Raw genomic sequence first — 13,388 nt, forward strand, 5'->3', positions numbered from 1 at the left:
AAACTTCGTCACCCTTCCGGGTGAGGCACGGGTGCGTCACCCGCCCGGCAGCTCCAGATCGCTCTTGTTCAGCTCCTCGATGTTCACGTCCTTGAACGTGAGGACCCGCACCTGCTTCACGAACCGAGCCGGCCGGTACATGTCCCACACCCAGGCGTCCGCCATGGACACCTCGAAGAACACCTCTCCCTGGACCGAGTGCACCTGCATCTCGTAGTCATTGGTCAGGTAGAAGCGCCGCTCTGTCTCGATCACGTATTTGAACAGACCGACGACGTCTCGATACTCCCGATAGAGCTTCAGCTCCATCTCGGTCTCGTATTTCTCGAGGTCCTCGGCGCTCATGGCATGTTCCCCTTCAGCCGTGCGATCCCACCATTGTGCGCCAGGTCCGTGAACCGCTAGACGATTTCGGTGTCAAGGGTCACCGGCCCGGCCGGTGGACCCTCGTCGAGCAGCGTGCGCAGCAGCTCGGCGAGTCTGGTCGGGTACACCGTCTCACGGGCCCGGGCCAGTTCCCGGCACGTCCACCAGCGCGCTCCCGCCACACTGCGCCGCTCCAGCTCGGTCAGCGCGGTGGCCGCGGTCGCGGTCTGGGTGGTGCGGGCCAGGTAGTACCACTCGTCCTGGTCCCAGCGGCGGCCGGCGAACGGGAAGGAGCAGCGGCGCCGCCACAGCACCGGCCCGAGGTCGACCTCGGTGATGCCGGTCTCCTCGGCTAGCTCCCTGCGGGCCGCCTCCTCGCGGGTCTCGTCGCCCTCCACTCCGCCGCCCGGGGTGAACCACCAGTCGTCGGCCGGATCGTCCGGCTCGTGGCCGTGCAGCAGCAGGACACGGTCCTCGGGGTCCAGGAGGACGACCCGGGCCACCTTGCGCAGGCCGCCGGTGTACGTGTCGGCGGCGGGCGCCGGCGGCCCCGGTTGTGCCGCCGGGCCGGCGTGCTCCGCCTCAGCGGACACCGTCGGCCCCCGTCCGGGCGCGGGAGCGGGCCGCCCGCTGGGCCACGGGCCCGTAGGCGGCCCCGCCGAGGATCAGTACGGCCCCGGCGGCCACCGCCCCGAGGACGAGGCGCAGCGGGCCGGGCGAGGACAGGGCGCCGAGTTCCGCGAAACCGGAGGGGCGGGGCAGCATGCCGTCCAGCGGCCAGACGACGGCGTCGACCCGGGCGGCCACGGCGGAGCGTGCCACGGTGCCGCCGGCCGCGTCGGTCAGGTGGGCGGTGGAGTCCAGCGAGGTACGGCGCTCGTCGCCGAGCAGGAACAGGCGTCCCTCGGGGACGGTGACACCGGAGAAGTGGCTGCTCTCGGCCGCCGTGCCGGAGGGCAGGTACGGCTCGTCCATCTCCTTGCCGTTGACCTTCAGCTTGCCGTCCTGGCAGCAGGAGACGGTGTCCCCGCCGACCGCGACCACGCGCTTGACCATGGGGGCGTCGGCCCAGGTGGCGTCCCTGAAGACGACCACGTCACCACGGCGCACGTCGGCGCCGTCGATACGCTCGGCCAGTATCCGGTCACCGGCGCCGACGGTCGGTGTCATCGAGTCGGTGGGCACGGTGTACGGCCGGTAGACCACCGCTCCCCAGACGAACCCGCCGAGGAACAGCACCAGACCCAGCGCGACGACCACTCCGGACAGTCGCTGCCCGGTCCGGCTGCCCGCCGGGCTCGTGGTCGCGCCGCTCCCACGCGGGGCCGTGTCGGTCGTGCTCTCGCCACCCATGGATCCGCACCCTACCCGGCGGAGCGGGGGCGGTCAGCCCCGCGGATCCCCGGCACCGGGACGCTTCAGCGCGTCCCGGCGACGCCGGTCCGCCGACGCCGCCACAGGACGAACGGCACGGCTCCGGCCAGGGCCAGGCCCTGGGGCGCCACCGTCAGGGCACCGGCGGCCGACGACGCGTCGTTCAGCGCGCTCTGGTCGAAGGTGTCCGGCACCGGGAGGGTGCTCCAGTGGTTGACCGGCCAGGCGACGACGATGGCGCGGCCGATGACCTCGTCCACCGGGACCATGCCGCTGTTCTTGTCGGACTGGTTGTAGCGGGAGTCCCGCGAGTTCTGCCGGTGGTCGCCCATGACCCACAGGTAGCCCTCGGGCACCTCGACCTTGAACTGGCCGCCCTGGTCGTCGACGCTGCACGGCGTGTTGCCCGCGTAGACGTACGACGTCTCGTCCAGGGCCGTGCCGTTGACCTTGAGCGGGCCGGTGCCCTTGCACTCGACGGTGTCGCCGCCGACGCCGACGACGCGCTTGATGAGGTCCTTCTCCTCCGCGGACGGCATCAGACCGATCCAGCTGAGGAACGTCTGCAGGGCGTTGGGGTCGGCCGTCGGCTCGCCCGCCAGCCAGTCGGCCGGGTCGTGGAAGACGACGACCTCGCCGCGCTCGGGCTCGGAGCCGAACCAGGGCGTGAGCTTGTCGACCAGGACGCGGTCACCGATGGTGAGGGTGTTCTGCATCGACGCGGAGGGGATCGAGAAGGCCTGCACCAGGAAGGTCTTGATCAGCAGCGCGAGCACCAGCGCGATGCCGATCAGAAGAGGCAGTTCCTTCCAGAAGGATCGCTGCTTCTTGGCCGGTTTGGCGGACGGGGGCGGTGCGTCGCCCGGCCGCCGGCCGCCGATCCCGTTCGGGCCGCCGGGACCGTTCACACCACCGGCCGAACCGACCGGACCACCGGGCCCGTGCGGACCGCCGTCCGGACCGTCGGCACCACCAGGCGCGCTCGGCCCGCCGGGACCGTTCACCCCACCGCCGGGACCGTTCACACCACCAGGGCCGTTCGGACCACCCGGGGTGTTCACACCACCAGGGCCGCGCGAACCCACCCGGCCGTCGTCCGTCACCGCGCCGCCGCTCCCGTCCGTCCCGGCACCGCTCCCGGGGGCCTGAGCCGTGTCCGTCGCCGGGGGGGCCGCATCCACGGGGCGCCCGCGGTCCTCCTCACCACCGTGTCCGGACCGTGCGCCCACCGCCACATCCCCCACGCCAACTCCTTACTCCGTGCCGCCGCCTGCCCCTTGCACGGCGCAGGCCCACCACTCCCATAACGAGCGGGAGTTCCGCAGGGGTCGGGAGCCGGATCATCTCGTTCGAATCCTCGGGGGCCACACTATGCGACAGCCCGGGAGCGGCGGTCGTTCCGGAGGCCGCGTCGGCCACCGAGGCGAAGGTCTCCGGCTCCTCCAGGGTGCTCCAGTGCCCGACCGGCCAGGCGATCACCAGGGCACGGCCGACCACCTCGTCCTCGGAGACCGTCCCGAAGTCGGTGTCCTGGTGGTAGCGGGAGTCGGCGGAATTGGCGCGATGGTCGCCCATCACCCACAGGCGCCCCTCGGGAACGGTCACGTCGAACCGGGTGTCGGAGGGGGCGTTGCCCGGATAGAGGTAGTCGTCCTCGTCCAGAGGGACGCCGTTGACGGTGACGCGGCCCTGGGTGTCGCAGCACTTGACCCGGTCGCCGCCGACCCCGACGACCCGTTTGATCAGGTCCTTCTCGTCGTCGGACGGCAGCAGGCCGATGAAGACCAGGGCCTCCTTGACCTGCTTGACGACGACGGGGTCGTCCTTCGTGGCGGTCTGCTCGTCCTGGAGCCAGCCGCCCGGGTCCCGGAAGACCACGACGTCCCCGCGCTGCGGCTCGGAGCCGAACCAGGGCGTGAGCTTGTCGACCAGGACGCGGTCGCCGATCTGGATCGTCTGCTCCATCGAGCCCGACGGGATCACGAAGGCCTGCACCAGGAACGTCTTCAGGACCAGCGCTATCACAACGGCGACCCCGACGAGGAGCGGTATCTCCTTGACGGCGCCGCGCCGGCGGCGCCGCTTGACCTTGCGCTGGAGCTTGCGCCGCTCGGCACGGCTGCGACCGCCGCCGGACGGGCCGGCCGTACGCCGTGAGCCGGTCGGCAGCAGGTTCTCCGCGGGGCTGCTGGGCGTCCCGCGGGGTTTGCCGCGGCTACCCATCCGAGTCCCCCGCGGCGGGCACGCGCGCGTAGGCGTCGGGACGGCCCAGGCCGGTGGTGTGCCCGAAGGGCCAGACGATCCAGTCGGCGCGGCCGATCACGTCGTCCACCGGGACCATGCCGCCGCCGGGCGAGCCGAGGTGGTCGCGGGAGTCGCTGGAGTCGGCGCGGTGGTCGCCGAGGACGAAGAGGGTGCCGTCGGGCACCGCGACGTCGAAGCGGACCGTGGAGGGGCTGTCCCCGGGGTACAGGAAGGCCGATTCGTCGACCGACCGGCCGTTCACCTGGACCCTCCCCTCCTCGTCGCAGCAGACCACGTGGTCCCCTCCCACGCCGACGACCCGTTTGACGTACTCACCCGCACCGAAGGTCCCGGTGCCGTCGAACACCACGATGTCGCCCCGCTGCGGCCCGGCACCGAAACGGTACGCCAACTTGTTTACGAGGACGCGGTCGCCGATCCTCAAACCGCGCTCCATGGAACCGCTCGGAATCCGGAACGGCTGGATCACGAAGGTGGAGAGCAGCAGCAGGAACACCAGGCAGATCAGCGGGGTCAGGGTGATCCACCCGCCCGGCACCCACGCGGCGACCCCGCCCGGGTCCGCGGAGGACGACCGCGCGCCCCGGTCCGGAGAAGACGACCGCGCCCCCCGGTCCGCGGAAGACGATCGTCCGTCCGGATCCGCATCCGCAGGACCCGGCCGCCCGCCCGGGTCCGCAGGACGCGACCGTCGGCCCGGATACGCGAAACGCGACCGTCCCTCCCGGGCCTCCGGATCCGGGGGTGTCCCGGAGTCGGAAGGGCGGGAGGAGCGGTCGCGCTCCGTCGGCTGTGTTTCGCTGTCCATCGGAGCCAGATGCTATCCGGCTCCGATGTGGACCTCGAAGTGCGCTCAGCTCTCGCGCTTCTCCTTGATCTTCGCGGCCTTGCCGCGCAGCTCACGGAGGTAGTACAGCTTGGCGCGACGGACGTCACCGCGGGTCACGAGCTCGATCTTCTCGACGATCGGGGTGTGCACCGGGAAGGTGCGCTCGACGCCGACGGAGAAGGAGACCTTGCGGACCGTGAAGGTCTCGCGCACGCCGGAGCCCTGGCGGCGGATCACGACGCCCTTGAACTGCTGCACACGGGAGCGGTTGCCCTCGATGACGCGGACGTGCACGTTGACCGTGTCGCCCGGACGGAAGGCGGGGATGTCGCTGCGCAGCGACGCGGCGTCGACGGTGTCGAGCAGGTGAGACATTTCGTCTGCTTTCCTCGCTGATGCCACAGGTCATCAACGGAAACTAGGTGTTTCGATGAGTGAGCGTCGTGCGAGCCGGGCGGGCGTCGTCTCCCCCTGTGGCAGGGGCGCACGCCGGACGGGCGCACAACAGCGACCTATTCTTCCACGCCGGGCGTCCTGCGCCAAAATCGGCCGTACGGCTCCCCCGCCGGGTCCGGTTCCCAGCCCAGGATGGAGAGCATCTCCCGGTCCTTCTTGTCGAACGCCTCGGGGGCGCAGCGCTCGATCAGGTCGGGCCGGTGGGTGGTCGTGCGCTTGAGTGCCTCGTCGCGGCGCCAGCGGGCGATCTTCCCGTGGTGGCCGCTGAGCAGCACGTCGGGGATGCCGCGCCCGCGCCACACCGGCGGCTTGGTGAGGACGGGGCCCTCCAGGAGGCCGGCCATGGCTCCGGGCGCGAAGGAGTCGTCGCGGTGGGACTCCGCGTTGCCGAGGACGCCGGGCAGCAGCCGGGCCACGGCCTCGGTGACGACCAGGACGGCCGCCTCGCCGCCGGCCAGCACGTAGTCGCCGATGGACACCTCGTAGACGTCCATCCGGGTCGCGTACTCGTCGATGACGCGGCGGTCGATGCCCTCGTAGCGGGCGGGGGTGAAGACCAGCCAGGGGCGCTCGGAGAGGTGGACGGCGAGTTCCTGGGTGAAGGGCCGGCCGCTGGGCGTGGGCACGATGAGGGCGGGCGCGTGGGAGCCCGTCTCGTAGCCGTCGGCGAGCACCGTGTCCAGCGCGTCGCCCCAGGGCTCGGTCTTCATCACCATGCCGGGGCCGCCGCCGTAGGGGGTGTCGTCGACGGTGTTGTGCCGGTCGTAGGTCCAGGAGCGCAGGTCGTGGACGCGGACGTCGAGCTGTCCACGCGCGCGTGCCTTGCCGACCAGGGAGACGTTCAGGGGTTCCAGGTACTCGGGGAAGATCGTGACGACGTCGAGCCTCATCACGCCTCTTCCCCGGACGCGTCACGGGAGGAGGCGATCTCGGCCCGGTCGTCGATCAGCCCCGGCGGCGGGTCGATGACGGCCCGCTGCTCCTCCAGGTCGATCTCGGTGACGATCTCGGAGACGAACGGCACGTACACCTCGCTGCCGTCGGGCCGCTCCACCACGAAGAGGTCCTGGGTGGGCAGGTGGGAGATCTCGGTGATCCGGCCGACCTCGGTGCCGTCGGCGAGGACCACGTCGAGGTCCATCAGCTGGTGGTCGTAGTACTCGTCCTCCTCCTCGGGCAGCTCGTCCGGGTCGACCTCGGCGATGAGGAGGGTGTTGCGCAGGGCCTCGGCGCCGGTGCGGTCGGTGACGCCCTCGAAGCGCAGCAGGAGCCGGCCGCTGTGGACGCGGCCGGTGGCGATGGTGAGCGGCCCGGTGGCGGCGGGGTCGGTGGCCAGGACGGCGCCGGGCGCGAGCCGCAGCTCCGGTTCGTCGGTGCGGACCTCCACGGTGACCTCGCCCTTGATGCCATGGGCGCGGCCGATGCGAGCGACTACCAGCTGCACGGTGCTTGATCTCCTGATGTCGGATACGACTACGGGCCGGGGACGGCCCTTGAGCGGCCTTCCCCGGCCCGAGCCGGTGCTGCGTTGCGAAGCGTCAGCGGACGTGGTCCACGTCGACGAGGTCGACACGGATACCGCGGCCGCCGATGGCGCCCACGACGGTGCGCAGGGCGCGTGCGGTGCGGCCGTTGCGGCCGATCACCTTCCCGAGGTCGTCCGGGTGGACCCGGACCTCCAGCACGCGCCCGCGGCGCAGGGTGCGCGAGGCGACCTGCACATCGTCAGGGTTGTCGACGATGCCCTTCACGAGGTGCTCGAGAGCCTCCTCGAGCATGCTCAGGCCTCGGACGACGCGGACTCGGCGGCAGCCTCGTCCTTCTTGTCGGCCTTCTTCTTCTGGGTGATGGCCTCACCCTTGCCCTCGTCGTCGCCACCGAGCGCCTCGAAGGACGGACGGGCCGACTTCTCGGCGGCCACCAGCAGCGGAGCCGGGGCGGGCTCGCCCTTGAACTTCTGCCAGTCGCCGGTCTTCTTCAGGATGGCGAGCACGGGCTCCGTCGGCTGGGCGCCGACACCGAGCCAGTAGGCCACGCGCTCGGCGTCGACCTCCATCACCGACGGGTTGTACGTCGGGTGGTACTTGCCGATCTCCTCGATCGCACGGCCGTCACGGCGGGTGCGGGAGTCGGCGACGACGATGCGGTAGTGAGGCGAACGGATCTTGCCCAGACGCTTCAGCTTGATCTTGACTGCCACGGGAGTGGGTTCTCCTGGAATTGACGTGGTTGGGCACGGCGGAGATGCCGCGTGGGGTTGCGGTACCCGAGTGCCCGACGGACGCGTCAGCCGGAGGAGAGAGGGGTCCTGTGCGGCTGTCGAGTACAGCTAGCCATTGTGCCACACCCAGCGGTCCGCTTCCGGCCGAGGGTGTGGCACCGGGACGGCCGCCCTTCAGCCGGCCGCCGCGCCCACCACCTCCGGGATGCGGAACGGCTTGCCGCAGCCGCCGCAGACGATCGGGGCCTGGGCGAGGACGGACGGGACGACCCGTACGTTGCGCCCGCAGTCGCAGACCGCCTTCACCCGTACGCCGCCCCCGGAGGAGCCGTGCCGGGCGGCCGGGCCGCGGAAGGTGCGGGCGGAGTCGGTCGCGGTCGCCGCCGTGTGCGCCTTCAGGGCGCGCTGGAGGCGCTCGATCGTCGGACGGTAGCGGCGCTTGGCGTCGGGAGTGAGCGTGACCAGGGAGAAGCCGCTGCTCGGGTGCGGCTCCTCGGGGTGGTCCAGGCCCAGCTCCTCGGCGATCGCGAGAAATCTGCGGTTGTGGTAGCGGCCGGCGCGGGATGTGTCACGGACGCCACGCGCGGCGGCGATGCCGTGGACTGCCTCATGGAGCAGTCGTTCGAAGGAGAGTTCGTGCCCGCAGGCGGACGACGACTCTCCGATCAGGGACTCGGGCGCGGCAAGATCGGGCAGCTCGGGGTGGTGCCGCTGAATATCGGCCCACGCCTGCGCCAGCTCTGCGGCGAGAACAGGTGGTGTCGTGCTCACGTAATGACAACGACCCGGGGTGCCCCTGTGTTCCTATTCCGGGGCATCCCAAATATTTTGCTCGTACCCGTCAGTATACGTTGATGCGTCACGACGACGACGGGTGCGCTGATCTGCGGAGAAGCCGCACAGCTCGTACCAAGGTGGTGCGTAGTCCACCGTACGCGTCGGCGTGTAGTCCGGGTCCATGCGCCGGTGTGCGTGGGGTGTGCGCGGGCGCAAGAGACCTTTCGGCCGCCCTCGCGCCGGAAGGACTTCCCTCAGTATGCCCGGCCGATGACGGCCAAGTTACCTGGTGCGTCACGGGCGTTCGGCACCGCCCCCGTCCGGGCGGCCAGACACCCTACGGTCTCGGTCCGCCGGTCGCCGCCCGTGGACCTTGACCGGAATCGCCTCGCGGGCGTGAAGCGGAGCCACCGGTTACCGGAATGTGAAATCTCGCCACTTTCCGGGGGTTCGGGCCGAAGCGGGGCCCTCTACCACTGGACGCCACGGCGAGCCCGGAGTTTCCTGGCATACGGGGGGGGAGCGCGGGCGCGACTCACGGGGGCCATGTATTCGGAGCGATCGGGCACAGCGGCGACACTCGGCGATTGGGGCGCTTACCTATGACACCTACGCTCGTGCGGCAGAACCAGCCTCACGCGGGTGCGAAACCCCGCGTGGACCTGCGTGCACGCGCGCGTGACTGGTCCGAGATCCAGGAGCGGATGCTCGTACCGCTCTACGAGGCCGTCTACGAACGACTGGCCGTGGGACCCGGCACCCGCCTGCTCGGCCTGGGCTGCGGTTCCGGACTGGCCCTGCTGATGGCGGCCGCCCGGGGCGCCGCGGTCACCGGGGTGGACGCCGGCCGGGCCGAGCACCTGGCCCTGGCGCGCGAGCGGCTGCGGCCTCGGGCGTGGGACGCGCGGGCGTCCGGCGGCGCCCGGATCGTCGAGGGCTCGCCGCGGGAGGTGCGGCACGCGCGCGTACCGGCGTTCGGCCTGGTGACGGCGTTCGAACCCATCGGGTGCCTCGCGGGTGACGCGGAGGGCATGGTCGAGCGGCTCGCGGAGGCGACCCCGCTGGCCGAGCGCGGGGCGGCCGTGGTGCTGGTCGGCTGGGGGCCACCGGAGCGGTGTGCCACCTCGTCGGTGCTGCGGGTGGCCACCAAGCTCGCGGACCCGCTGCGCAGCCCGGGCAGCTGGCGCCCCGCCCTCCGTGACGACCTGGAGGAGGTCGCCCAGCGGGCCGGGCTGAAACCGGACGGCTCGGGCCGGGTGGCCTGCCCCTTCGGGTACGCCGACGCGGACAGCGCGCTGCGCGGCCTGCTGTCCACGGGCCTGTTCGACGCGGCGATCGGCGCCACCGACCGGGCCCAGGTGGACAAGGAGGTGACGGAGGCGCTCCATCCGCACCAGCGGCCGGACGGCACGGTGTGGATGCCGAACGTCTTCCGGTACCTGATCGCGCGCACGCGCTGAGCACCGGGCCCTGGTCTCAGCTCTTCGAGGTGTCCTTGGCCGGCCGGCTGATCCCGGCGATGCGGTAGGCGTCCGACTCGTCCAGCGTCTCGCTGGCGAGCAGCGCCTCGGCCAGCGCGTCGAGCTGTCCGCGGTGCTCGCGCAGCTTGCGGCACGCCTCCTCGTAGCAGTCGTCGACGACCCGCCGCATCTCGCCGTCGATGACGTCCAGGGTCTGGGGGGCGGCGGCCAGTCCGTACGCCTGCTGGGCGTCGTCCGGCAGGGCGGACAGCCGGCCGACCTTCTCGCTCATGCCCCAGCGGCCCACCATGCCGCGGGCGATGCGGGTGACCTGTTCCAGGTCGTTCTCGGAGCCGGTGGTGATGACGCCGTAGACGACGTGCTCGGCCGCCATGCCGCCGAGCGCGCCGATGATCCGGCCGCGCAGGTACTCCTCGGTGTACGCGTACTTGTCCGAGTCCGGCGTCGACAGCGTCACCCCGAGCGCCCGGCCGCGCGGCACGATGGTGATCTTGCGGACCGGGTCGGCGCCGGGCCGCAGCATGCCGAGGAGGGCGTGCCCGCTCTCGTGGTACGCGGTGCGCCGCCGTTCCTCCTCGGGCATCACCAGGGGGCGTTCCGCGCCGAGCTGGACCTTCTCCAGGGCGTCGGAGAGGTCGGCGCGCGTCACCCGGTCCTGCTGCCGCTTGACGGCGAGCAGGGCGGCCTCGTTGGCGAGGTTGGCCAGTTCGGCGCCGGTCATGCCCGGGGTGGTGCGGGCGACCTGTGCGAGGTCCACGTCGTCGGCGAGCGGGATCTCGCGGGTGTGGATGCGCAGGATGGCCTCGCGGCCACCGCGGTCGGGCGGGGAGACGGTGACGATCCGGTCGAAGCGGCCGGGGCGGGTCAGGGCGGGGTCGAGGATGTCGGCGCGGTTGGTGGCGGCGACGACGATCACGCCCTCGGCGCCGGAGAAGCCGTCCATCTCGGTGAGGATCTGGTTCAGTGTCTGTTCGCGCTCGTCGTGGCCGCCCGTGCCGGAGCCGCCGGCCCGGGCCCGGCCGATGGTGTCGATCTCGTCGATGAAGATGATCGACGGCGCCACCTTGCGGGCCTCCGCGAACAGCTCCCGCACCCGGGAGGCGCCCACCCCGACGATCATCTCGATGAACTCGGAGGCGGACGCCGAGAAGAACGGCACCCCGGCCTCCCCCGCCACCGCCCGCGCGAGCAGTGTCTTGCCGGTGCCGGGCGGTCCGGACAGCAGTACGCCGCGCGGCATCTTGGCGCCCATCCGGCGGTACGCGTCGGGGTTCCTCAGGAAGTCGACGACGTCGCTCAGCTCGCCCTCGACCTCGTCGATGCCGGCCACGTCCGCGAAGGTCGTGCGCTCCTGGCCCGGTTCCAGCTCGACCGGTCTGGGCGGCGCCTTGCGGCCGAGCACGCCGCCCGCGCCGCCGCCCAGGGCGCCCCGCATGCGCCGTGCGACGAACACCCACAGCACGACCAGGAGCAGCATCGGCGCCAGCGAGATCAGCAGGTTGGCGAGGGTGCTGCGGTGCTGGACGACCGGTTCGGCGGTCACGGTGACGTTGTTCTTGGTCAGATCCGACCAGAGCTGATCGTCCGCGAAGGTCGGCCGTTCGGTCTGGAACTTGGTGTACGTCCCCTCGCCCTCGGGGTTGTCCCGGGCCTTCTTCAGCTGGCCCTGGATCGCGTCGCCCTTGGCGTAGATCTTGCTGACGTTGCCCTGGTCGACCTGCTCGCTGAACTCCGTGTACGAGATGGTCGGCTCGTCGCCGCCGTCGAAGAAGGACAGCACCAGGTTGGCGATGAGATAGACGACCAGCGCGGCGAGGACCAGGTTCCACCAGCCGCCATGCAGCCGCCGCCCGCCGCCGGGAGGCTTCGGCGGCTCGGGGGGCGTGCCCTCGGTACGCCAGGGCGGCTCGGGGGCCTTGCGCGGCGGGGAGGGAGGGGTCATATCCGGACGTTACGACAGGAGGGACGCGCACGCCCGCGCGGATACGTCACTGGGGGCGCCCCTCGCGCGAGGGGCGCCCCCAGTGACGTACGACCGGGAACCGGCGACGTACCGGCCCGGCGGTCAGCCCATGAACTTCTTGAACTCGTCCGGCAGCTCGAAGTCCTGGCCGCCCTGCTGCGGCAGGCCGAGGGCGCCGCCGTTCTGCGCGGCGGCGGCGCGGCGGGCCGCCTCCTCCTGCTCCTGCTGCTTGCGCTTCATCGGGTTGCCGGAGCGCTGCTTGCCCTTGGCCTTCTTCTGCTGCTTCTTCTGCCGGCCCGGGCCGCCGCCCATGCCCGGCATCCCCGGCATGCCCGGCATGCCGCCGCCCTGGGCCATGCGGGACATCATCTTGCGGGCCTCGAAGAACCGCTCGACCAGGTTCTTCACCGCGCTGACGTCGACACCGGAACCCTTGGCGATTCGGGCCCGGCGCGAGCCGTTGATGATCGTCGGCTCCTGGCGCTCGGCCGGGGTCATCGACTTGATGATGGCGGCCGTGCGGTCGACGTCCCGCTCGTCCAGGTTGTTGATCTGGTCCTTGATCTGCCCCATGCCGGGCAGCATGCCGAGCAGCTTGCTGATGCTGCCCATCTTGCGGACCTGCTCCATCTGGGCCAGGAAGTCGTCCAGGGTGAAGTCCTGGCCCTTCTTGGACGCCAGCTTGGAGGCCATCTTCTCGGCCTCTTCCTGGCTGAACGTCTTCTCCGCCTGCTCGATCAGGGTGAGCAGGTCACCCATGTCGAGGATGCGGGAGGCCATCCGGTCCGGGTGGAAGGCGTCGAAGTCGTCCAGCTTCTCGCCGTTGGAGGCGAACATGATCGGCTTGCCGGTCACCGAGGCGATCGACAGGGCGGCGCCACCGCGCGCGTCACCGTCGAGCTTGGAGAGGACGACACCGTCGAAGCCGACGCCGTCGCGGAACGCCTCGGCGGTGTTGACGGCGTCCTGGCCGATCATCGCGTCGACGACGAAGAGGATCTCGTCGGGCGAGACCGCGTCGCGGATGTCGGCGGCCTGCTGCATCAGCTCGGCGTCGATGCCGAGGCGGCCGGCGGTGTCGACGATGACCAGGTCGTGGACCTTGGACTTGGCGAACTCGATGGAGTCCTTGGCGACCTTGACCGGGTCACCGACGCCGTTGCCCGGCTCGGGGGCGTAGACCGCGACGCCGGCCCGCTCGGCGACGACGCTGAGCTGGTTGACGGCGTTGGGGCGCTGGAGGTCGCAGGCGACCAGCAGCGGCGAGTGGCCCTGCTCCTTGAGCCAGCGGCCGAGCTTGCCCGCGAGGGTGGTCTTACCGGCACCCTGGAGACCGGCCAGCATGATCACGGTGGGCGGCTGCTTGGCGAAGCGGAGGCGGCGGGTCTCGCCGCCGAGGATCTGGACCAGTTCCTCGTTGACGATCTTGATGATCTGCTGGGCGGGATTGAGGGCCTTGGAGACCTCGGCGCCGAGCGACCTCTCCTTGACCTTCTTGATGAAGGTCCGGACGACCGGCAGGGCCACGTCCGCTTCCAGCAGCGCGATGCGGATCTCGCGGGCCGTGGCGTCGATGTCCGCCTCGGACAGCCGTCCCTTGCCGCGCAGGCTCTTGAAAGTCGCTGAGAGGCGGTCGGAGAGAGTATCGAACACGGC

At 71.3% G+C, this 13,388-nt stretch carries 15 protein-coding genes; 1 reads left to right on the top strand and 14 read right to left on the bottom strand.

Annotated elements, in window-relative coordinates:
• Positions 1-36 precede the first annotated feature (36 nt).
• The 12 genes from ACZ3IG_RS22345 to ACZ3IG_RS22400 form a co-directional block, all read right to left on the bottom strand.
• Positions 37-345 (bottom strand): DUF2469 domain-containing protein, encoded by a 309-nt coding sequence (locus tag ACZ3IG_RS22345; RefSeq protein WP_003965949.1) that lies wholly within the window; start codon positions 343-345, stop codon positions 37-39.
• 56 nt (positions 346-401) lie between these two features.
• Positions 402-878 carry an NUDIX hydrolase gene (locus ACZ3IG_RS22350; RefSeq protein ID WP_467434368.1) on the bottom strand — a complete coding sequence of 159 codons (477 nt, stop codon included), beginning with the start codon at positions 876-878 and terminating at the stop codon, positions 402-404.
• A 70-nt stretch (positions 879-948) separates the two neighbouring features.
• The gene (gene lepB / locus ACZ3IG_RS22355) at positions 949-1,719 is read right to left on the bottom strand and encodes a signal peptidase I (RefSeq protein ID WP_467434202.1); all 771 of its coding nucleotides are present in this window, start codon (positions 1,717-1,719) and stop codon (positions 949-951) included.
• Between the two features lie 65 nt (positions 1,720-1,784).
• On the bottom strand, positions 1,785-2,621 hold the full coding sequence (lepB, locus tag ACZ3IG_RS22360) for a signal peptidase I (RefSeq protein ID WP_467434369.1): 837 nt from the start codon (positions 2,619-2,621) through the stop codon (positions 1,785-1,787).
• Positions 2,622-2,940: 319 nt separating this feature from the next.
• Positions 2,941-3,963 (bottom strand): signal peptidase I, encoded by a 1,023-nt coding sequence (gene lepB, locus ACZ3IG_RS22365; protein ID WP_467434203.1) that lies wholly within the window; start codon positions 3,961-3,963, stop codon positions 2,941-2,943.
• Positions 3,956-4,813 (bottom strand): signal peptidase I, encoded by an 858-nt coding sequence (gene lepB / locus ACZ3IG_RS22370; protein WP_467434204.1) that lies wholly within the window; start codon positions 4,811-4,813, stop codon positions 3,956-3,958. Before lepB (ACZ3IG_RS22370) ends, lepB (ACZ3IG_RS22365) begins: the two co-directional genes overlap by 8 nt.
• Positions 4,814-4,858: 45 nt before the next feature.
• Entirely contained in the window at positions 4,859-5,209 is a 351-nt protein-coding gene (rplS, locus tag ACZ3IG_RS22375; RefSeq protein WP_070022289.1) for a 50S ribosomal protein L19, read from the bottom strand.
• Positions 5,210-5,346: 137 nt separating this feature from the next.
• Positions 5,347-6,180, bottom strand: coding sequence for a tRNA (guanosine(37)-N1)-methyltransferase TrmD (gene trmD, locus ACZ3IG_RS22380; protein ID WP_467434206.1), 834 nt, complete (start codon positions 6,178-6,180; stop codon positions 5,347-5,349).
• The gene (gene rimM, locus ACZ3IG_RS22385; RefSeq protein ID WP_467434207.1) at positions 6,180-6,734 is read right to left on the bottom strand and encodes a ribosome maturation factor RimM; all 555 of its coding nucleotides are present in this window, start codon (positions 6,732-6,734) and stop codon (positions 6,180-6,182) included. The genes trmD and rimM overlap by 1 nt, the downstream gene beginning before the upstream one ends.
• A gap of 94 nt (positions 6,735-6,828) precedes the next feature.
• Positions 6,829-7,068 carry an RNA-binding protein gene (locus ACZ3IG_RS22390; RefSeq protein ID WP_189419670.1) on the bottom strand — a complete coding sequence of 80 codons (240 nt, stop codon included), beginning with the start codon at positions 7,066-7,068 and terminating at the stop codon, positions 6,829-6,831.
• Between the two features lie 2 nt (positions 7,069-7,070).
• Positions 7,071-7,490 carry a 30S ribosomal protein S16 gene (rpsP, locus tag ACZ3IG_RS22395; protein ID WP_467434208.1) on the bottom strand — a complete coding sequence of 140 codons (420 nt, stop codon included), beginning with the start codon at positions 7,488-7,490 and terminating at the stop codon, positions 7,071-7,073.
• A 195-nt stretch (positions 7,491-7,685) separates the two neighbouring features.
• Entirely contained in the window at positions 7,686-8,282 is a 597-nt protein-coding gene (locus ACZ3IG_RS22400) for a hypothetical protein (RefSeq protein ID WP_215164537.1), read from the bottom strand.
• A gap of 608 nt (positions 8,283-8,890) precedes the next feature.
• Between ACZ3IG_RS22400 and ACZ3IG_RS22405 the strand changes: the two genes are divergently transcribed.
• Positions 8,891-9,748 (top strand): SAM-dependent methyltransferase, encoded by an 858-nt coding sequence (locus ACZ3IG_RS22405; protein WP_467434209.1) that lies wholly within the window; start codon positions 8,891-8,893, stop codon positions 9,746-9,748.
• Between the two features lie 16 nt (positions 9,749-9,764).
• Here ACZ3IG_RS22405 and ftsH read toward each other — a convergent pair whose 3' ends face one another.
• Both ftsH and ffh read right to left on the bottom strand, forming a co-directional pair.
• A complete protein-coding gene (gene ftsH, locus ACZ3IG_RS22410) occupies positions 9,765-11,711 on the bottom strand; it encodes an ATP-dependent zinc metalloprotease FtsH (RefSeq protein WP_467434210.1) in 1,947 nt (648 codons plus the stop codon).
• A 123-nt stretch (positions 11,712-11,834) separates the two neighbouring features.
• Positions 11,835-13,385 carry a signal recognition particle protein gene (ffh, locus tag ACZ3IG_RS22415; RefSeq protein WP_467434212.1) on the bottom strand — a complete coding sequence of 517 codons (1,551 nt, stop codon included), beginning with the start codon at positions 13,383-13,385 and terminating at the stop codon, positions 11,835-11,837.
• Between the last annotated feature and the right edge of the window lie 3 nt (positions 13,386-13,388).

The sequence above is a fragment of the Streptomyces sp. NPDC016677 genome (assembly GCF_055562815.1).